This window comes from Clostridium sp. (genome assembly GCF_034179595.1).
Taxonomy (GTDB): Bacteria; Bacillota; Clostridia; order Clostridiales; family Clostridiaceae; genus Clostridium.
Window position 1 is genome coordinate 129,992 of sequence record NZ_JAXFPT010000067.1, and the last position, 20,294, is coordinate 150,285.

Consider the following 20,294-nt stretch of genomic DNA (forward strand, 5'->3'; position numbering starts at 1 on the left):
TATTAAGTATAAAAACTTTCCTCTTGTACAAAATAAAAATGTATAGGAGGAATGTTTATGAATATGGATTTTTTAAAAAGTGAAGATGATAATAATAATGAAAAAGAAAAATTAGATAAAAACAGCGAAGCTATAAAAGAGTTTGGAAATACAGGTACAGTAAATCCTAATGAAAGAATAAGGGTATTACCAATCATTGGGCAAGTAGAAGGACATATAGTTTCTCCTGCTCAAAATAAGGCGACAAAGTATGAACATATTATACCTCAGCTTATTGAAATTGAGCAAAATGAAAATGTTAAAGGTGTTTTAATTGTATTAAATACTGTTGGAGGAGATGTAGAAGCTGGACTTGGAATTGCAGAGATGATAAATTCTTTATCAAAGCCAACTGTTTCTATAGTTATAGGAGGTGGCCATTCTATAGGAGTACCACTTGCAACATCAGCACAACATTCATTTATAACACCATCTGCAACAATGATAGTACACCCTATTAGAATGAACGGATTTATAATTGGAATATCTCAAACGTTTGAATATCTAAAGAAGATGCAAGAAAGAATTAATGATTTTATAGTTAGAACATCTAATATAGATAAAGCACAATTAGAAAACCTTCTAAGACAACAAGGTGATTTATTAAATGATGTAGGAACTATATTAATCGGTAATCAAGCAGTTGAATGTGGTTTGATAAATGAAGTTGGTGGATTAAAAGAAGCTATTTCTAAGTTAAATGCATTGATAGATGAAAATGAGTAAATTATTAAATATCAGCTGTAAATATTTTATAGCTGATTTTATTATGTTTGTAAAAGGAATTTTATTATATATGTAGAAAAATAATAAAGCGAGGTGATTATTTTTGGGCAAAACTAAAAAAACAAGTAGAAATAATAAAAGTAGCAAGAAAAATAGCAAAAATACAGATATACTTGGAATAATATATATTTCTATAGGAATACTTTTATCTATTGCAATATATACAGACCTTATAGGTATACTATCGTCAATATCTCAAAGTCTATTTCATTTTTTAGTTGGAATTGGATCATATATAATACCTATTTATTTATTATATTTAGGATTTGAATATATAAGGTCTAAAGGAAATATAAAGCTTAATAAAAATTTCTATGGGATAACTATTTACGTGATTATACTTATATTGATATTTTCAACTGTATATCTTCAAAATTCAGATTATATAAGCTCCTTTGGAGAAGGTATAGAAAGAGTAATATACACTAATTCTATTTTAAATGGAGGAGTTTTAGGATTTTTAATATCATATCCTTTATTTAAATTTGTAGGAACTTTAGGATCATATATCATATATACAGCACTTGTTATAATAGCAACTATACTTATATTTGATATTACATTATATGATGTTATAACAACTTTAAAAAGTAAGAGCAAGGCTATTAAAAATGCTAATATTATAAATGAAAAGAATCCTAGAAATAAATCTTCTAAAAATAAATCTGAAGATGTTATAGATGATACATTTATAAATATAGTTGATAGAAGTTTAGAAGATGAAGAAAAAATTAAAGATAAAAAAGATTTATTAGATGGTATAGGAAATAAAATTAAGATATTAGATTTTATGAAAAATTCGTCTTTTAAAGAGGATGAAGATCCATTATATGAAAACACTACATATATGAATAAAAAAGAAGTAGAAAAAAGATTAGATTCTAAAAATCATGAAGAAAAGATAGATGATTTTCTAAAAAATTCAAACAAGACAGATAATAGCTATAAAAAAGGCAAGTTAGATAATGAAGTTAAAAATGTAATGCATGATGAAATTGAGACAAGCCTTAATAAAGTTGATGGGGAAAAAGAAGAATATATTTGCCCAAGCACAAGCTTACTTAATATAAATAATGCTACTAAATTAAATAGTAATGATAAGCAAGAACTTATTGAAAGTGCAAATAAATTATCTGAAATATTAGGTAGCTTTGGAGTTGATGCTAAAGTAACTCAAGTAACAAAGGGACCTTCTGTTACTAGATTTGAGCTTCAGCCAAGTCCGGGGGTAAAGGTAAGTAAAATTGTAAACCTAGCAGATGATATAGCATTAGGTCTTGCAGCATCTGGAGTTAGAATAGAAGCTCCTATTCCAGGAAAATCAGCAATTGGAATAGAAGTTCCAAATAAAGAGCAAACACCAGTATTTTTAAGAGAAGTATTAGAATCAGAAGAATTCTTAAATACAAATAAAAAGTTAGCATTTTCATTAGGTAAAGACATAGGAGGACAATGTGTAGTTGGAGATTTAAGCAAAATGCCGCATACTCTAATTGCAGGGGCAACAGGTTCAGGGAAAAGTGTATGTATAAATACATTAATAATAAGCTTGCTTTATAAATATTCTCCAGATGAAGTTAAACTTCTAATGGTTGACCCAAAGGTTGTTGAATTAAGTGTATATAATGGTATACCTCATTTATTAATACCAGTTGTTACAGATCCTAAAAAAGCAGCTGGAGCATTAAATTGGGCTGTAAATGAAATGACTAGAAGATACAAATTATTTGCAGATTCAGGAGCAAGAAATATTGATTCTTACAATGCACTTTATGATAAAGGAATAATTGAAGAAAAGCTTCCTTATATAGTTATAATAGTAGATGAACTTGCAGACCTTATGATGGTATGTCCAAATGATGTTGAAGATTATATTGGAAGATTAGCACAAATGGCAAGAGCTGCAGGTATGCATTTAGTAATAGCAACTCAAAGACCATCAGTAGATGTAATAACTGGTGTAATTAAAGCTAATATACCATCTAGAATTTCATTTGCTGTTTCATCACAAATAGATTCAAGAACAATATTAGATAGCGGTGGAGCAGAAAAACTTTTAGGAAGAGGGGATATGCTTTATTATCCAGTTGGAGAAAGTAAACCACTTAGAGTACAAGGATGCTTTATATCAGAAGAAGAAGTTGAAAAGGTAGTTGATTTTGTAAAGGGATCTGAAAATGATGTTGTCTATAAAGAAGAAATAATAGAGCATATAAATAATGAAGCAAAATCGTCAAATACAAATGTTCAAGAAGAAGAGGAAGATGAATTATTAAAAGATGCTATAGATATAGTTGTTGATTATGGACAAGCTTCAACATCATTTTTACAAAGAAGGCTTAGAATTGGTTTTAATAGAGCATCTAGAATAATGGATGAGTTAGAAGCTAGAAAAATAATATCTCCTAAAGATGGAAGCAGACCAAGACAAGTTCTAGTATCTAAAACTGATTTAGTAGAAGCAAAGTGTGAAGATGAGTAAGATTTGTAGACTATAGCCAATTTTTATCTTGTAATAGGATAAAAACAGTTATAAAATAGTTAAGTATAAAATATTTTTTTAAAACGTAGGAGGAAAAAGTTTTGGCAAAATATAAGGTAGGAATGGTTAGCTTAGGTTGCGATAAAAATAGAGTAGATTCAGAAATAATGCTTGGAGTTATGAATAAAGAATATGAAATAACTAATAACCCAAAAGAAGCAGATATAATTATAGTTAATACTTGTGGATTTATTGAAAAGGCAAAGCAAGAATCAATTGATACTATATTAGAAATGGCAAACTATAAAACTAAACATAATTGCAAATTATTAATTGCAACAGGTTGTTTAACTCAAAGATATGGAAAAGAACTTCAAGAATTAATGCCTGAAATAGATATAATGCTTGGAGTAAATGACTATACTAAAATAGATAAGTTAATTAGAGAATTTATATTAAAAGAAAATATGCAAGATAAGTTTGCAGAAGTAAACTATTCAGATGAAAATATAAATGAAGGTGAAAGAGTACTTACAACGGATAATAGTACTGCATATTTAAGAATTGCAGAAGGTTGTAATAATTTCTGTACTTATTGTATAATCCCTAAGATAAGAGGTAAATTTAGAAGTAGAGAAATGGAAAGCATATTAAAAGAAGCAGAAGGCTTAGCTAAAAAGGGTGTTAAAGAATTAATACTAATAGCACAAGATACTACTCTTTATGGAAGCGATCTATATGGCAAGAAAAGTCTTCATGTGCTTTTAAATAAGTTATCAAAGATTGAAGGCATTGAGTGGATTAGGGTATTATACTGCTACCCAGAAGAAATATATGATGAGCTTATAAGTGAAATGGCTACAAATGACAAAGTATTAAAATATTTAGATTTACCAATACAACATATAAGCAGCAAGATATTAAAGCTTATGGGAAGAAAAACAACAAAAGAAGATATAATAAACAAAATAGAAAAATTAAGAAGAGAAATACCAGAAATAGCACTTAGAACTTCATTAATAGTAGGTTTCCCAAATGAGACAGAAGAAGATTTTAATGAACTTAAAGAATTCTTAAAAGAATATAAGCTTGAAAAGGTTGGAGTATTTAAATATTCAAGAGAAGAAGGTACACCAGCTGCTATAATGGGTGGACAAATAGATGAAGAGACAAAAGAAGCAAGAGAAAAAGAACTTATGCTACTTCAAAGTGAGATCTCAAATGAAATAAATAGCCTAAAGATAGGTAAAACATATGATGTTCTTGTTGAAGGATTTAATGGTGAATACTATTATGGAAGAAACTATGAAATGGCTCCTGAAATAGATGGTAATGTATTCTTTAAGAAAAAACATTGTGGTTCTTATAATGGAGAGATAGTTAAAGTTAAGATAGAAGAAAACACAGAGTATGATTTAATAGGAGTTGGTATGTGTGAATCTTGCAAATAAACTAACATTACTTAGAATACTGTTAGTACCAATTTTTTTAATATTTATAGTTGTTAAGGAGATACCTTATGGCACTTTTATTGCAACATTCATATTTATTATAGCATCAATAACAGATAAACTTGATGGATATATTGCAAGAAGTAGAAATCAGATTACTAATTTTGGGAAGTTCATGGATCCTTTAGCAGATAAGCTATTAGTTACAACTGCATTAATTACTCTTGTAGAATATAGTATTGTTCCAAGTTGGGCTGCTATAATAATTATTGCAAGAGAATTTGCAGTTTCAGGCCTTAGAACATTAGCTGCATCTGAAGGAAAGGTTATTGCAGCTAGTTGGTGGGGCAAAATTAAAACTGTTATACAAATAATAGCTATAATATTATTATTAATACAAGTAAATATAAGCGAAACTGCAAGCTTATATAGCGTAGTTATAAATAGTAGTTTTTTAACTAATTTCTTTAAATATGTCCCAGGTATAATGCTAGATATATCAGTTGTTATAACTATAATATCAGGATATGACTATTTTAGAAAAAATAAGGGTATAATAACAGTTAATAAATAATAGGTTTATAAAATATAAAATATGTAAATAATAATAAAAGTTCCTACTAAATAAGTTGGGACTTTTATTTATATTTATAGTTGACTATGCTTAAGTAGTTCTATATAATTATGTATAGAACATAAGTTCGGTGAGAGGATGGTGTATTAATGAGTAATATAGATGTAAATAAATTAAAAGCAATTGAAGCTGCAATGGGTCAAATAGAAAAGCAATTTGGTAAAGGTTCAGTTATGAAGCTTGGAGAAGAATCAGTTTTAGATGTTGATTCAATTCCAACAGGATGTTTAGATTTAGATATAGGGCTTGGAATCGGTGGAGTACCAAAGGGAAGAATTGTTGAAATATATGGGCCAGAAAGTTCTGGTAAAACTACAGTTGCACTTCATATTGTTGCAGAAGCACAAAAATTAGGTGGAGCGGTTGGATTTATAGACGCAGAACATGCCTTAGATCCTGCATATGCTAGAAAAATCGGAGTAGATACTGAAAACTTAATAGTTTCTCAACCAGATACAGGAGAACAAGGTCTTGAAATAGCAGAAGCTTTAGTACGTTCAGGAGCTATTGATGTTATAGTTGTAGACTCAGTTGCAGCACTTGTTCCAAGAGCAGAAATTGAAGGAGAAATGGGAGATTCTCACGTTGGTCTTCAAGCAAGACTTATGTCTCAAGCATTAAGAAAGCTTGCAGGTACAATAAATAAAACAAACTGTGTAGCTATATTTATAAACCAACTTAGAGAAAAAGTTGGTGTAATGTTTGGTAATCCTGAAACAACTCCAGGAGGAAGAGCATTAAAATTCTACGCATCAGTTAGAATGGATGTTAGAAGAATTGACTCAATAAAACAAGGTGAAAATATAGTAGGTAATAGAACAAGAATTAAGATAATAAAAAATAAAGTTGCACCACCATTTAGACAAGCAGAATTTGACATAATGTATAATGAAGGTATTTCAAGAGAAGGAAATATCATTGATGTTGGGGTTAAAGAAGAAATAGTTCAAAAAAGCGGTGCTTGGTTCTCATACGGAGATATAAGATTAGGTCAAGGTAGAGAAAATGCAAAAGCTTATTTAAAAGAAAACCCAGAAGTAGCTTTAGAGATAGAAAATAAAATCAGAGAAAAACATAATCTTCCACTTAACAAAGGTGTTAAAGAAGAAGCTAAAACTGATAAAGAAAAATAATAGTTAATTAGAATAATTTCTAAAACTTTATGGTAAGATAATCTAGTGATGTATCTTACCATTTTTAATGTAAAAAATACTAGTTAAATATTTACTTTTTATACTTATAAAGTATAAAGATTATATAGAAAATAAGTGAATTTTAGAGAAAATTAAAGGAAAGTAAGTTAATAATACTGTATTATAGCTAACTTGACATAATTTTATTTTTACTATACAATAATAACAAATACTGGTTTATCATATTCCAAAGATAACAGTGAGAAAACAGTATGATATCACTACGCTTTCACTTAAAATAAGCGAGGGGGTGTTGATATGACACATATTATAACAATGGTTATAATTGATATAATTGTGCTGTTAATATTAGGAATAGTACTTTATAAAACGATACAAAGTACATCAAAAAATAAGATAGAGTCTCTTGAAAGAGAAGCTGAAAAGCTTGTAGAAGATGCAAAAAAAGATGCAGAAGCTATGAAGAAGGAAGCTATACTTGAAGCAAAAGAAGAGGTTCATAAATTAAGAAATGATTTAGAAAAAGATTCTCGTGAGAGAAGAAATGAAATCCAAAGGCTTGAAAGAAGAGTTTTACAAAGAGAAGAATCTCTTGATAAAAAGAGTGATTTTCTTGAAAAGAAAGAAGAAACTATTAATGGTAGAATGAACGACATTAAACAGTTAGAAAAAGAAGCTAATGATCTTCATGAAAAGAGAAGAGAGGAACTTGAAAGAGTTGCTAACTTATCTAGTGAAGAAGCTCGTCAATTAATTTTAGATGAAGTTAAGAAGGAAGTTTCTCATGAGTCTGCTATAATGGTTAAAGAAATCGAAAGTAAGGCCAAAGAAGAAGCCGACAAAAAGGCGAGAGAAATTGTTACAACTGCAATACAAAGATGTGCTGCAGATCATGTTTCAGAAACAACCGTTCATGTTGTTACGTTACCTAATGATGAGATGAAGGGTAGAATAATAGGTAGAGAAGGAAGAAACATTAGAACCCTAGAAACATTAACAGGAGTTGACTTAATTATAGATGATACTCCAGAGGCAGTAATTTTATCAAGCTTCGATCCAATTAGGAGAGAAGTTGCTAGAATAGCACTAGAAAAGTTAATAGTGGATGGTAGAATACATCCAGCAAGAATCGAAGAGATGGTAGAAAAAGCTCGTAAAGATGTTGAAAATGACATCAAGGAAGAAGGAGAACAAGCAACATTAGAAACAGCTGTTCATGGACTTCACCCAGAGCTTACAAGATTGCTTGGTAGATTAAAGTATAGAACAAGTTATGGTCAAAATGTATTAAAGCATTCCATAGAAGTTTCATACTTAGCTGGTTTGATGGCTTCAGAATTAGGTTTAGATGTTGCTCTAGCTAGAAGAGCCGGTTTATTACATGATATAGGAAAAGCTGTAGACCAAGAGCAAGAAGGACCACATGCAATGATTGGAGCAGATCTTGCTAAGAAATATGGCGAATCTAAATTAGTAGTAAATGCTATAGGAGCCCATCATGGAGATGTTGAAATGCAATCTTTAGAAGCAGTATTGGTTCAAGCAGCAGATGCAATATCAGCAGCAAGACCAGGAGCAAGAAGAGAAACATTGGAGGCATATATAAAGAGATTAGAGAAATTAGAAGAAATTTCTAATTCATATGAAGGTGTAGAAAAATCATATGCCATTCAAGCTGGTAGAGAGATTAGAATTATGGTTAAACCAGATCAAATTGATGATGCTGGATCAGTTGAACTTGCGAGAAATCTTGCAAAAGATATAGAAGAACAATTAGAATATCCAGGTCAAATAAAAATCAGTGTTATTAGGGAAACTAGAGCAATTGATTTTGCTAAATAAGCTTTTAATAAAAAAATACATTTTGCCTAAAGCAAAATGTATTTTTTATATATTTATATAAAATAAAGGTATTTTAAAATAAATATAGAATATATAAAATATGTATATAAATTTAATAGTTTTACATCACTTATGTAAACGATTAATAAATGGTATAGGAGGAGAAATAAAAGTGGAAATATTAAAAGTTTCAACAAAATCAAACCCAAATTCAGTAGCAGGGGCATTAGCTGCAATAATAAAAGAAAAAAATATAGTGGAAGTACAAGCTGTAGGAGCAGGTGCTATAAATCAAGGAGTTAAAGCTATTGCTATAGCAAGAGGATTTTTAGCACCAAGTGGTAAAGATATAATATGCATACCAGCATTTACAGATATAGTTATAAATGGAGAAGAAAGAACAGCTATTAAATTTATAGTACAACCAAAATAAATAGAACAAATATGTATTATTTATAAAAAACATAATTATTTTGTAAGTAAAGGTAATTTTTTTTGTAAATTAAGTTATGTAATAGTTGAAATTTTCAGAAAAACAATTTATAATTAAATCATTAATAGAAATATTAGTTTATTAAATATTAAATTAAGTAAAGTAAAGAGGTGTATTTCATGGTATCTAAAGAGGTTTTAGTTAAAAATGCAACTGGTTTACACGCTAGACCAGCAACTTTATTAGTTAAGAAGGCTTCATCATTTAAGTCAGACATAAGCCTAGAATTCAATGGAAAGAAGGCTAACGCTAAAAGCTTAATCGGAGTTCTTTCATTAGCTGTTACTGCTAACTCAGTAGTAAACGTTATTGCTTCAGGAGATGACGAAGCTTTAGCTGTAGAAGAAATTTCAAAATTAATCGAAAACTTAGAAGATTAATTAATATTAAAGGTTCCTAGATTTTCTAGGAACCTTTTTCTTTTAATAAGAATTTATGTATATAAAATAAGAGTTACATATTCTTATTACTTAAATGATATTATCTTGCATCTAAATAGTAATGTTATTAAGTTAATTCCTGAAATAGCTATAATAACATAAATTAATCTAGGAATTAATGTAGTTCCAAAACTAAATAATGTAACTAGATTAAAGTTTAATAATCCAATTAATCCCCAATTAATAGCGCCTATTATAACTAATAGAAAAGATAACTTATCTAATAAGTTTAATTTACACATATAAAATCTCCTTTTAAAATTTTTTAAGTATATATAATGTATATGAAGGAAAAATATTAATAATGACTGTAAAAATTTTCTGTAAACAGATGAAAAATATAAAAAAGTATGATATAATACGAACTATATTAATAAGAAATAAAAATATATTCGTATGGAGGTAATTCATGAGAGATTTATATAGTACACCATTAAATTCAAGATATGCATCAAAAGAGATGAGCTTTATTTTTTCAGATGATATGAAGTTTACAACTTGGAGAAAGTTATGGCTTGCGCTTGCAGAGAGTGAAAAGGAATTAGGTTTAAATATAACAGAAGAACAAATAGAAGAATTAAGAGAACATGTAAATGATATAAATTATGATGATGCTATAAGAAGAGAAAAAGAAGTAAGACATGATGTTATGAGCCATGTATATGCATATGGTCTGCAATGCAAAAATGCAAAGGGTATAATACACCTTGGTGCAACTAGTTGTTATGTAGGAGATAATACAGACATAATAATCATGAGAGATGCATTAATGCTTATAAAGAAAAAAATAGTTACTGTATTACATAGATTAAGCAAGTTTGCATTAGATTATAAAGATATGCCAACATTAGGTTTTACTCATTTTCAACCTGCACAACTTACGACAGTAGGTAAGAGAGCTACTTTATGGATGCAAGATTTAGTTATGGATATAGAAAATATAGATTTTGTTTTAAGCACTTTAAAACTAAGAGGAGTTAAAGGAACAACTGGAACACAAGCAAGTTTTATGAATCTTTTTGAAAATGACGAAGAAAAGGTAAAATCATTAGATAAAAAGGTTGCAGAAAAGATGGGCTTTGAAAAAAGCTATGGAGTTACAGGACAAACATATCCAAGAAAATTAGATTCAATAGTTTTAAATACATTATCAGAAGTAGCACAAAGTTGCTATAAGTTTAGTAATGACTTAAGATTACTTCAAAGCATGAAAGAAGTAGAAGAACCATTTGAAAAAAATCAAATAGGATCATCAGCTATGGCATATAAGAGAAATCCTATGAGAAGTGAAAGAATGAGTGCACTTGCAAGATATGTAATTGTAGACTCATTAAATCCAGCTATAACAGCTTCTACTCAATGGTTTGAAAGAACATTAGATGATTCAGCAAATAAAAGACTTTCAATTGCAGAAGGCTTCTTAGCTTTAGATGGAGTTTTAAATTTATATATAAATATAGCTGAAAATATGGTTGTATATGATAAAGTAATAAAAGCTCATGTAGATAGTGAATTACCATTTATGGCAACAGAAAATATAATGATGGAATCAGTTAAAAAAGGTGGAGATAGACAAGAACTTCACGAAAAGATAAGACTTCATTCAATGGCAGCAGCTCAAAGAGTTAAGGGAGAAGGCCTTGATAATGATTTAATAAAGAGAATAATAGATGATTCTAGTTTTAATCTTTCAGAAGAAGAGATTAAAGATATAATAGATCCAAATAAATTCGTTGGAAGAGCACCAAGTCAAGTAGTTGAATTTATTGATGAATATGTAAATCCTATTATAGATAAAAATAAAGAAGCAATAGAAATTAAAACTGAAATTAATGTTTAAAATTCAAAAACTAGAGGTTATTAAGTAACTTCTAGTTTTTACTTTATCAATATTTAAAAAATATGCTATAATAACTTTTGTTTTGTATAAATAAATTAAGGAGGAAAAGTATGGAGAAAAAACAAAGGATAATATCAACTGCTTTGATATATTTAGTTATGGCAGTAACTGCTATAGCAGAAGGTCTTATAAATATATTTTCAGTACCTGTAAAAAGAGATTTTTCAATTAATGATACAAAATTATCACTTATGTTTACATGTGGTACAATAGCATATTTAATATGTAATTATTTAGGTGGTGCTTTATGCGAAAAGATAGGGCAAAAAAAATTATTTTTAATAGGTATACTAGGTGCTGGATTAACTAATTTAATTCAAGCATGGTCTCCAAATTTTATAATTTTTATTATTGGATTTGCATTGATTCAAGCTTTTACAGGTTTAATATCTATTTCAGCAAACACAATAATACCTGTGATTTGGATAACAGGGCAAGCTATAGCTATGAATCTAACTCATTTTGCTTATGGAGTAGGTCTTTCAGCATCACAGAAAGTTTCAGGTATGCTTATGACTGATGGATTTAATTGGAGAAGCATCTATGTAGGTTCTGCTATAATTACATTTATAGTATTAATAATATTTTTATTTATAAAACTTCCAGAAGCAAAAGAAGAGGAAAAAGAAGAGAAACTATCTTTATCTATAGTATTAAAGGATAAATTAATTTGGTTCTTCTTTATAGGATTAGGATTTTATATAATAGCAGAACAAGGAACAGGAAGATGGCTTCCAACATACATAAAATCAACTTATCAAAATATTACAGAATCACAAATAGCATCATATTTATCAATATTCTTCTTATTACTTACTATAGGTAGATTAGTTGGTGGATTTATAGTTGAAAAAATTGGAGCTATGAGATCTGTAAAATTATTCTCATTAATTGGTGGATGCTTATTTATAATTGGGCTTGTACTTGGAGAAAAAGGTTTATATTTAATATCAGTTTCAGGATTTTTCTTTTCAATAATGTTCCCAACAGTTATTCTTATTGTAAGTAATACATTTAAGAAAAATACTTCTTATATCACAGGAATAGTAATAGCATTTGCAAGTATTGTAAATACTAGCACAAATTTATTAGTAGGGGTTATGTCTGATAACTTTGGTATAAGATATGCAATATTTATAATACCAATAGCTATACTTTTAACATTTATGTTCTTATGTCTTATAAGTAAAGTTACAAAGGAATAAAATAAATTAGCTGAATGCATATAATATGTATTCAGCTAATTTATGATAGAATATAATTATAAAAATACTGATATCTTAAGGGGCGATATATATGAAAAATAAAAATTTAAAGCTTTATAATATAATAGATAATATAAGTTATGCAGATAAAGAAATTCAAAGAAAAGCAAAAAAAAGAATTGATTCTTTAGCAAAACCTTTAGGAAGCCTTGGGAAACTTGAAGATATTGCAATTAAAGTTACAGGGATAACAGGAAATATAAAAAATTCTTTTAAAAAGAAATGTGTATTGATTTTTTGTTCAGATAATGGAGTGTATAAAGAAGGCATAGCAAGCACACCACAATATGTTACAATTGCTCAAACAATTAACTTTACTAAAGGTCTATCAGGGGTTGGAGTAATAGCAAAACAAAATGGAAGCGACCTTATGGTAATTGATGTTGGTATAAATAGCAGTTTAAAAATTCCTGGAGTGATAGATAAGAAAATAAGAAAATCAACTTCTAATATTTTAAAAGGCCCTGCTATGACAAAAGAAGAATGTATAGATGCTATTTTAATAGGAATAGAATCTGTTAAAGAAGCTGTAGAAAATGGATATGAAATCTTAGGTGTTGGAGAAATGGGAATAGCAAATACTACTACAAGCAGTGCTGTTTTAATATCTTTATTAGATTGCAGTATAGAAGAAGCAGTTGGAAAAGGTGCAGGTTTAACTAATGATGCATTTAATAAAAAGAAGGATATAATAAGACAAGCATTAGAGATAAATAAGCCAGATAAAAATGATCCTATAGATGTACTTACAAAGGTTGGCGGATTTGATATTGCAGCTATGACAGGGGCGTTTTTAGGTGCAAGTTTTTATAAAATTCCAATAGTTATAGATGGATTTATATCAGTTGTAGCAGCTTTAGTTGCAACAAAATTAAATGAAGATGTAAAAGATTATTTATTTTCATCTCATCTATCACAAGAGATTGGATATAGAGTTGCTATAAAAAAATTAGGTCTTGATCCTATGCTTAATTTAGATATGAGACTTGGAGAAGGAAGTGGATGTCCTATAGCATTTACTATAATAGATACAGCAAATGCTATATTAAGAGATATGGCAACTTTTGAAGAATCAGGAATAGACTGTGAATATTTAGATAAAATACGAGATGAAGAGTGTTATAAATAGATTTTATAGATTTAGGAGTTAAAGTATGAAGATAATAGTAATAGGAGGAACAAGAAGCAGTAAATCTTTTATTGCAGAAGAGATTTCTAAAAGGATAAATATTTTAGATAATATAAAGTATTTAGCTACTATGAAGCCAGATTGTGAGGAAAATTTAAAGAGAATAGAAGGCCATTTAGAAAGAAGAAAAAATACAAAATTTGTAACTTTAGATGCATTTAAAGATGTGGATAATGTTATAGATAAACTAAATAAGCTAGATACTGTACTTTTAGATAGCGCTACTATGTTATTAAATAATGAAATGTTTGATAAAGATAAAATAAATAAAAATGTATATAAAAAGATAGCAGAAAACATTATTAAGGTAAGTAATAATTGCAAAAATATAGTGGTTGTAACCGATTATATCTTTAGCGACTCAATTATATATGATAATTTTACAGATGAATATAGAAAAGAATTAGCATATTTAAATAGACTTTTAGCAAACGATTTTGATGTTGTGATTGAGTGTAATTATAATAATATTGAATTTTTTAAAGGAGAAGAAGAAGGGAGAAAATTGATAAATGAGATATATTAGAAGCTTTTTTATGGCATTATCTATGTTTTCAATTATACCTACACCAAACTACAAATGGGAAAAAGAAAATACAAAAAATATTCTTAAATTTTATCCTGTGGTTGGGTTAATAATAGGAGCATTATGGGTGTTAGTTTATAATATATTAAATTTACTTAAGGTAAATAATATATTAATTAGTGCAATACTATTAGTTTTTCCTATATTTATTACTGGAATGCTTCATTTAGATGGTTTTATGGACATATGTGATGCAGTGTTTTCAAGAAGAGATAGAGAAACAAAATTAAAAATACTTAAAGATTCATGTAGTGGTGCATTTTCAGTTATTTGTTTTGGTGTTTTAATGATAATTGAATATGCCTCTATTTATTCAATAGTAGAATATAAGAAAAACATATTATTTTTATTATTTATACCAATAATAAGTAGAAGCTTTATGGCACTTATGATATTAATAAAGCCTGAAATAAAAGAAAGCACTTTAGTAAAGATATTTAAAGATGGTACTAGCTTAATAGATAGAGTATTACAAATAATTATACTTATAATAATTTTTCTAAGTTTATTTTTAAAGTTAGGAGCAATATATGCTGTATTTATGGCTATTATGTGCTTATTTATGCTTTATAAGACAAATATTAATATAAAAGAACTTGGTGGAATAAATGGAGATGTAGCAGGTTATGGACTAATAGTTGGAGAATGTATTGGTCTTTTAGTTTTAGCATTATTTTAAGGAGAATTTGATATGATTTTAGTTTTTGGTGGAGCTTATAATGGAAAATTATCTTATGTTAAAGAAAAATATAACATAGATGAAGAGGATATATTTTATTGCACTTTAGATAACTTAGATTTAGATAAAAAAGTTATATGTGGTCTTCATATATTTGTTAGAGAAATGATTTTAAATGATAAGGATCCTTTAGAGTACATAAAAAATAATATAGAAAAATTAGAAGGAAAAATAATTATAACTGATGATATTGGAATGGGGATAGTTCCAATTGAAAAGAGAGATAGAATATGGAGAGATATACATGGAAAATGCATTCAGTACATATCTTTAAATTGCATAAAGGTTATAAGAATATTTTTTGGAATAGAAAAGGTTTTAAAAAATGAAGAAGATTAATTTATATTTAATAAGACATGGAAAAACAGAAGCCAATGAAAAAAAGTTATATTGTGGACATACTGATTTATCATTATCAAGTCTTGGAGTAGAAGAACTTAAAAAATTAAAAGGTTTATATAATAAATGTGACTTTTATTATACAACAGGGCTTAAAAGAACAAATGAAACACTAAATATATTGTTTGATTCTGATTTCTATTTAATTGAAGATGGGTTTAAAGAATATAACTTTGGTGACTTTGAAATGAAGGGATATGATGAATTAAAGCACAAAAAAGAATACATAGATTGGTTAGAAGATACTTCTGGAACCTATATTATCAAAAATGGGGAATCAAAAAATGAATATAGAGAGAGAATTAAAGATACATTTAAAAAGTTTATAAGAAAATTATCAAAAGAAAACAAAAAAGATGTAGCATTAATTTGTCATGGAGGAACTATAGGAACTATTTTAGAACAATTTTATGATGATGAAAAAGATATGTTTTATTGGCAACCTAGTTGCGGAAGAGGATATTTATTAGAAATAATATTAGAAGATGATATAATTAATATAAATAGTATACAAAAGATAGAATAATTAATTATTTGTATAGGAGGTTTAAACTATGAGTGTAAATTTATCAACAAAAGAAAAAGCATTAAAATTGCATAGAGAAAATCATGGGAAATTAGAAATAGTATCTAAAGTACCTGTAAAGACTAAAGAAGATTTATCTTTAGCTTATACACCAGGGGTTGCAGAACCTTGTTTAAAAATAAAAGAAAATTATGATGATATATATGAATATACTTCAAAAGGAAACATGGTAGCAGTTGTAACAAACGGAACAGCAGTACTTGGACTTGGAGATATAGGAGCAGGAGCTGGGCTTCCAGTTATGGAAGGTAAAGCAGTTTTATTTAAAGCTTTTGCAGGAGTTGATGCTTTCCCAATATGTTTAAACAGCAAAAATGTTGATGAAATAGTAAATACAGTAAAGATAATGGAACCAAGCTTTGGTGGAATAAACTTAGAAGATATAAAAGCACCAGAATGCTTTGAAATAGAGAAAAGATTAAAAGAAGAGATGAATATTCCAGTATTTCATGATGATCAACATGGTACTGCTATAGTTGTTTTAGCGGCAGTTATAAACGCTTTAAAGTTAACTAAAAGAACTATGGAAAATGTAAAAGTTGTTGTAAATGGAGCAGGTTCGGCTGGAATATCAGTAGCAAAACTACTTATGAGTGCTGGAATAAGAAATATAACTATGGTAGATCGTTTTGGAATACTTGAAGAAAGTGAAGACTGGATGAATGATGCTCAAAGAGAAATGGCTAAAGTAACAAATAAAGCTCACTTAAAAGGAACGCTAGAAGATGCTATAAAAGGAGCTGATATGTTTATTGGAGTATCAGCGCCAAAGGTTTTAACAAAAGAAATGGTATCTACTATGGCTAAAGATTCTATAGTATTTGCAATGGCAAATCCAATTCCTGAAATATTCCCAGATGAAGCTAAAGAAGGTGGAGCATTAGTTGCAGGAACAGGGCGTTCTGACTATCCAAATCAAGTTAATAACCTTCTAGCATTCCCAGGAATATTTAGAGGTGCTTTAGACGTTAGAGCAACCGATATAAATGAAGAGATGAAAATAGCAGCAGCTTATGGAATAGCAAATCTAATTAGTGAAGACGAATTAAATCCAGACTATGTAATTCCAAATGCAACAGATCTTAAAATAGCGCCGAAAGTTGCAGCATTTGTTGCAAAGGCTGCAATAGAAACAAAAGTTGCAAAGAGAGATGATATAACTCCAGAAATGGTAGAAAAGCATACAAAAGATCTTTTAGGAATAAAATAATATTTCATAAATAAAATAGCATATCTTATTAGATAATATAAGCATAAAAAGTATCTTTAGAATATTCTAAAGGTACTTTTTTATACTTATTTGTTTTAAAATGGGTTATTAAATACTTTTTCTTTTACTACTTAAGAAAAAAATGATAAAATTATTATTGAATATATATAATTTATGGATAAAGTATCAAAAAATGAAATTAAGGAGAAGTTTTTATGGAAAAAAATTTTGTTTTATCATATAGTTGTGGAAAAGATAGCACTTTAGCATTATATAGATTAATAAAAAAAGGTTTAAAGCCTGCTTGCTTAATAGTAACAATAAATAAAGACGAAAATGAATCATGGTTTCATAAGATACCAGAGGATATGTTAGATGAAATTTCAAAATCATTAGATATTCCTTTAATAAAAGTTATTTGCCATGGAGAAGAATATGAAAAATTATTTGAAGAGGCACTTAAGAAAGCAAAAGAACTAGGTGCAAAGGTTTGTGCATTTGGTGATATAGATATAGAAGCACATAGAAAGTGGTGCACAGATAGATGCAAAAATGTTTCAATAGATGCAGAATTTCCATTATGGCAAGAGGATAGAGAAAGCTTAACATATGAATTTATAGATGCTGGATTTAATGCTTTAATAAAGTGCTGTAATAATATTGAATTAGATGATACATATTTAGGTAAAGATTTAACAAGAGAAATAGTATCAAAGATAAAAAATGCAGGAGCAGACCCATGTGGAGAAAATGGAGAATATCATACTTTTGTTTATGGAGGACCTATATTTAAAGATAAAATAAACTTTAAATTAGGTGAAAAATTTAAGGTTAATAATTATAATCATGTGAAAATTGAGAAATAATATTATGGGGTGAAAGGTTATGAAAAAGAATGTAATGATTTTAGGTACTGCATCTTCAGTTGGAAAAAGTACCATTGCAATAGCTTTATGTAGATTTTTAAAAAAGAAAGGTTTTGATGTTGCACCTTTTAAAGCAATAAATACAACTAGCAAAACAGGAAAAGTAGAAAATGATGAAGAGATTGGGTATTCTCAAATAGTACAAGCAGAAGCCTGTGAATTAAAGCCAGAGAGTATAATGAATCCTATTTTAATAAAACCTACAGCAAATAAAAAGACAATGATTATAGTAAATGGAAGATCATATTGTCATAAAGAAAACTGTTCATTTGAAGATCTACATAAGGATTTAAGAGACTTTATAAAAGAAGATTTTGAAAAGCTAGAAAATCAGCATGAAAATATTATTATAGAAGGTGAAGGAAGCTGCATGGAATTAGGAGCTAAAAGTGAAAATTTAGCTAACCTTTATACTGCAAAGCTTACAAATTCAGATGTTATATTAGTTGGAGATAGCGAAAAAGGTGGAGTATTTGCATCACTTTATGGAACTGTAATGCTTCTTAATGAAGAAGATAGAAAGCTTATAAAAGGTATTATAATAAATAAATTCAAAGGCGATAGAGAAGAATTAGAAAATGGAATAAAAGAATTAGAAGAAAGATTAAATATTCCAGTTCTAGGTGTAATTCCTTATGAAGAATTAAATATAGAAGATGAAAGTGTTATCAATGAAAAGTTTAGAAACAATAAAAGAAGTGGATTAAATATAGGTATAATAAAATTATCACATATGGCTAATATCACAGACTTTTATCCATTAGAGCTTGAAAAGAATGTTAACATAAGATATGTAAAATCACCAAATGAATTAGATGGTGCAAATTTAATAATCCTTCCAGGCAGCAAAAGCATAATGGAAGATTTAAATGAAATAAAAGCAAATGGAATTTATGATAAAATAATAGAGCTACAAAAACAAGGTGTAACTATTATGGGTATTTGTGCAGGATTCCAGATGTTAGGTAGAAATATAGTAAATGATATATATTCAAATAGTGAAAAATGTATAACAGGATTTGAAATGCTTCCAATAGATACTAAAATATCATTTGAAAGAAAAACAGTTATTTCAAAAGGTATTATATGTTCACTACAAAATGAATTAAAAGATCTTTCAAATATAAGAGTTTATGGATATGAAGTTCAAAATGGTTATAATGAAATACTAGAAGGTGATGGAGAAGTCTTTATGATAGATAAAGATAATAACATAACAGGCCTTTGCAATAAAAATGGAGATGTATTTGGAACTTATCTACATGGTATATTTGAAATAGAAGAGTTTAGAAAAAAACTTATAAATCATCTAAAAGAAAAATATAATGTTGTTATTGAAAATAGCAAAGAAGAAAAAGAAAATTACAAACAATACAAATTAAATCAATACGATAAATTATGCAAGATTCTTGAAGAAAATGTAGATACAGAAAAGATTCTTGAATTATTTAAAAACAAAGAGGAGGAAGTTAAGGAGGAATCCTTAAATAATTAACATGGATAGTATGATAAATAACGTAATAAATGTAGTGGTAATAGCAGGGTGCTTTTATCTTTTCGATTTATTATGGAGAGGAAGCAAATTATATGAAAAATTAATTTCAAAAAAATCTATAAATAATGTAGGTATGAAACTTATTATGATTGTAATATCAATAATAATGATTGTAATAGCATTAAATACAGATAGAATATCTACTGGTATGTTTGCTTCAGATACAGTTAAAGTAACAATACAAGCAATTTGTTTAATAATATTATATATTATGACATCATTTATCTTTATGGATAAATTCACAAAAACAAAAAAAACAAGCAATGCAAAATAATGTATTGCTTGTTTTTTTATTATAAAATTTAAGATATATATTCCTAAATAAAATACTCGTAAATGATAAGTGTAAAAAATAATATACTCGATATCTTTAATAAAGGATTTTAATATTAAAATATAAATATATGCAATAAATAGTAAAATTTGTTTTAATTTTACTATTTATAGGATAAAATTAATATAATAACTGATAAACAACCGCATTAAATGATTTTTTAAAAATATAAGAGGTGATTAATTGGTATGAAAAATCCTATGGAGGTTCTAAAAAAAGAACAGCATTATAGAAAGAATAATTATAAATATAAGAAAATCCATGTCTGATTATCCGATATTTAT

At 27.8% G+C, this 20,294-nt stretch carries 20 protein-coding genes; 19 read left to right on the forward strand and 1 reads right to left on the reverse strand.

What is annotated here, in order from left to right:
• Nucleotides 1-57 precede the first annotated feature (57 nt).
• The 8 genes from SPJ33_RS08475 to SPJ33_RS08510 all read left to right on the forward strand — a co-directional run bounded on the left by SPJ33_RS08475 (nucleotide 58) and on the right by SPJ33_RS08510 (nucleotide 9,261).
• Nucleotides 58-765 (forward strand): ClpP family protease, encoded by a 708-nt coding sequence (locus SPJ33_RS08475; protein WP_414627219.1) that lies wholly within the window; start codon nucleotides 58-60, stop codon nucleotides 763-765.
• 103 nt (nucleotides 766-868) lie between these two features.
• Nucleotides 869-3,307, forward strand: a complete 2,439-nt coding sequence (locus SPJ33_RS08480; protein WP_321117532.1) for a DNA translocase FtsK — start codon at nucleotides 869-871, stop codon at nucleotides 3,305-3,307.
• Nucleotides 3,308-3,408: 101 nt separating this feature from the next.
• Entirely contained in the window at nucleotides 3,409-4,758 is a 1,350-nt protein-coding gene (rimO, locus tag SPJ33_RS08485; RefSeq protein WP_321117533.1) for a 30S ribosomal protein S12 methylthiotransferase RimO, read from the forward strand.
• Complete coding sequence (gene pgsA, locus SPJ33_RS08490) at nucleotides 4,742-5,332, forward strand: CDP-diacylglycerol--glycerol-3-phosphate 3-phosphatidyltransferase (protein ID WP_321117534.1); 591 nt, start codon at nucleotides 4,742-4,744, stop codon at nucleotides 5,330-5,332. Before rimO ends, pgsA begins: the two co-directional genes overlap by 17 nt.
• Nucleotides 5,333-5,481: 149 nt before the next feature.
• Nucleotides 5,482-6,525: a recombinase RecA gene (gene recA / locus SPJ33_RS08495; RefSeq protein ID WP_321117535.1), complete on the forward strand. Its 1,044-nt coding sequence runs from the start codon at nucleotides 5,482-5,484 to the stop codon at nucleotides 6,523-6,525.
• A gap of 318 nt (nucleotides 6,526-6,843) precedes the next feature.
• Nucleotides 6,844-8,388 (forward strand): ribonuclease Y, encoded by a 1,545-nt coding sequence (gene rny, locus SPJ33_RS08500; protein ID WP_414627220.1) that lies wholly within the window; start codon nucleotides 6,844-6,846, stop codon nucleotides 8,386-8,388.
• Between the two features lie 172 nt (nucleotides 8,389-8,560).
• Nucleotides 8,561-8,821, forward strand: a complete 261-nt coding sequence (locus tag SPJ33_RS08505; RefSeq protein WP_321117536.1) for a stage V sporulation protein S — start codon at nucleotides 8,561-8,563, stop codon at nucleotides 8,819-8,821.
• 179 nt (nucleotides 8,822-9,000) lie between these two features.
• Entirely contained in the window at nucleotides 9,001-9,261 is a 261-nt protein-coding gene (locus SPJ33_RS08510; protein WP_321117537.1) for an HPr family phosphocarrier protein, read from the forward strand.
• 86 nt (nucleotides 9,262-9,347) lie between these two features.
• Here SPJ33_RS08510 and SPJ33_RS08515 read toward each other — a convergent pair whose 3' ends face one another.
• The gene (locus SPJ33_RS08515; RefSeq protein ID WP_321117538.1) at nucleotides 9,348-9,563 is read right to left on the reverse strand and encodes a DUF378 domain-containing protein; all 216 of its coding nucleotides are present in this window, start codon (nucleotides 9,561-9,563) and stop codon (nucleotides 9,348-9,350) included.
• A gap of 167 nt (nucleotides 9,564-9,730) precedes the next feature.
• On the opposite strand from SPJ33_RS08515, the gene purB reads away from it, so the two are divergent.
• From purB to SPJ33_RS08570, 11 genes are all read left to right on the forward strand, one after another.
• Entirely contained in the window at nucleotides 9,731-11,161 is a 1,431-nt protein-coding gene (purB, locus tag SPJ33_RS08520) for an adenylosuccinate lyase (protein WP_321117539.1), read from the forward strand.
• Nucleotides 11,162-11,271: 110 nt separating this feature from the next.
• The gene (locus SPJ33_RS08525) at nucleotides 11,272-12,426 is read left to right on the forward strand and encodes an MFS transporter (RefSeq protein WP_321117540.1); all 1,155 of its coding nucleotides are present in this window, start codon (nucleotides 11,272-11,274) and stop codon (nucleotides 12,424-12,426) included.
• Between the two features lie 91 nt (nucleotides 12,427-12,517).
• Nucleotides 12,518-13,615 (forward strand): nicotinate-nucleotide--dimethylbenzimidazole phosphoribosyltransferase, encoded by a 1,098-nt coding sequence (cobT, locus tag SPJ33_RS08530; protein ID WP_321117541.1) that lies wholly within the window; start codon nucleotides 12,518-12,520, stop codon nucleotides 13,613-13,615.
• 25 nt (nucleotides 13,616-13,640) lie between these two features.
• Entirely contained in the window at nucleotides 13,641-14,201 is a 561-nt protein-coding gene (locus tag SPJ33_RS08535; RefSeq protein ID WP_321117542.1) for a bifunctional adenosylcobinamide kinase/adenosylcobinamide-phosphate guanylyltransferase, read from the forward strand.
• Nucleotides 14,188-14,940 carry an adenosylcobinamide-GDP ribazoletransferase gene (locus SPJ33_RS08540; RefSeq protein WP_321117543.1) on the forward strand — a complete coding sequence of 251 codons (753 nt, stop codon included), beginning with the start codon at nucleotides 14,188-14,190 and terminating at the stop codon, nucleotides 14,938-14,940. Before SPJ33_RS08535 ends, SPJ33_RS08540 begins: the two co-directional genes overlap by 14 nt.
• Nucleotides 14,941-14,952: 12 nt before the next feature.
• Complete coding sequence (locus SPJ33_RS08545; RefSeq protein ID WP_321117544.1) at nucleotides 14,953-15,339, forward strand: bifunctional adenosylcobinamide kinase/adenosylcobinamide-phosphate guanylyltransferase; 387 nt, start codon at nucleotides 14,953-14,955, stop codon at nucleotides 15,337-15,339.
• A complete protein-coding gene (locus SPJ33_RS08550; protein WP_321117545.1) occupies nucleotides 15,326-15,925 on the forward strand; it encodes a histidine phosphatase family protein in 600 nt (199 codons plus the stop codon). Before SPJ33_RS08545 ends, SPJ33_RS08550 begins: the two co-directional genes overlap by 14 nt.
• 28 nt (nucleotides 15,926-15,953) lie before the next feature.
• Nucleotides 15,954-17,195, forward strand: coding sequence for an NADP-dependent malic enzyme (locus tag SPJ33_RS08555; RefSeq protein WP_321117546.1), 1,242 nt, complete (start codon nucleotides 15,954-15,956; stop codon nucleotides 17,193-17,195).
• A 215-nt stretch (nucleotides 17,196-17,410) separates the two neighbouring features.
• Complete coding sequence (locus tag SPJ33_RS08560; protein WP_321117547.1) at nucleotides 17,411-18,061, forward strand: diphthine--ammonia ligase; 651 nt, start codon at nucleotides 17,411-17,413, stop codon at nucleotides 18,059-18,061.
• 19 nt (nucleotides 18,062-18,080) lie between these two features.
• Nucleotides 18,081-19,616: a cobyric acid synthase gene (locus SPJ33_RS08565; protein WP_321117548.1), complete on the forward strand. Its 1,536-nt coding sequence runs from the start codon at nucleotides 18,081-18,083 to the stop codon at nucleotides 19,614-19,616.
• Between the two features lies 1 nt (nucleotide 19,617).
• On the forward strand, nucleotides 19,618-19,950 hold the full coding sequence (locus SPJ33_RS08570) for a hypothetical protein (protein WP_321117549.1): 333 nt from the start codon (nucleotides 19,618-19,620) through the stop codon (nucleotides 19,948-19,950).
• Nucleotides 19,951-20,294 lie beyond the last annotated feature (344 nt).

Coding starts and splice junctions, on each gene's coding strand:
- purB (WP_321117539.1), top strand. CDS start 9,731: ATGAGAGATTTATATAGTACACCATTAAATTCAAGATATGCATCAAAA.
- SPJ33_RS08560 (WP_321117547.1), top strand. CDS start 17,411: ATGGAAAAAAATTTTGTTTTATCATATAGTTGTGGAAAAGATAGCACT.
- SPJ33_RS08510 (WP_321117537.1), top strand. CDS start 9,001: ATGGTATCTAAAGAGGTTTTAGTTAAAAATGCAACTGGTTTACACGCT.
- SPJ33_RS08525 (WP_321117540.1), top strand. CDS start 11,272: ATGGAGAAAAAACAAAGGATAATATCAACTGCTTTGATATATTTAGTT.
- SPJ33_RS08540 (WP_321117543.1), top strand. CDS start 14,188: ATGAGATATATTAGAAGCTTTTTTATGGCATTATCTATGTTTTCAATT.
- SPJ33_RS08535 (WP_321117542.1), top strand. CDS start 13,641: ATGAAGATAATAGTAATAGGAGGAACAAGAAGCAGTAAATCTTTTATT.
- rny (WP_414627220.1), top strand. CDS start 6,844: ATGACACATATTATAACAATGGTTATAATTGATATAATTGTGCTGTTA.
- SPJ33_RS08570 (WP_321117549.1), top strand. CDS start 19,618: ATGGATAGTATGATAAATAACGTAATAAATGTAGTGGTAATAGCAGGG.
- SPJ33_RS08545 (WP_321117544.1), top strand. CDS start 14,953: ATGATTTTAGTTTTTGGTGGAGCTTATAATGGAAAATTATCTTATGTT.
- SPJ33_RS08550 (WP_321117545.1), top strand. CDS start 15,326: ATGAAGAAGATTAATTTATATTTAATAAGACATGGAAAAACAGAAGCC.
- SPJ33_RS08565 (WP_321117548.1), top strand. CDS start 18,081: ATGAAAAAGAATGTAATGATTTTAGGTACTGCATCTTCAGTTGGAAAA.
- SPJ33_RS08515 (WP_321117538.1), bottom strand. CDS start 9,563: ATGTGTAAATTAAACTTATTAGATAAGTTATCTTTTCTATTAGTTATA.
- SPJ33_RS08555 (WP_321117546.1), top strand. CDS start 15,954: ATGAGTGTAAATTTATCAACAAAAGAAAAAGCATTAAAATTGCATAGA.
- recA (WP_321117535.1), top strand. CDS start 5,482: ATGAGTAATATAGATGTAAATAAATTAAAAGCAATTGAAGCTGCAATG.
- SPJ33_RS08475 (WP_414627219.1), top strand. CDS start 58: ATGAATATGGATTTTTTAAAAAGTGAAGATGATAATAATAATGAAAAA.
- cobT (WP_321117541.1), top strand. CDS start 12,518: ATGAAAAATAAAAATTTAAAGCTTTATAATATAATAGATAATATAAGT.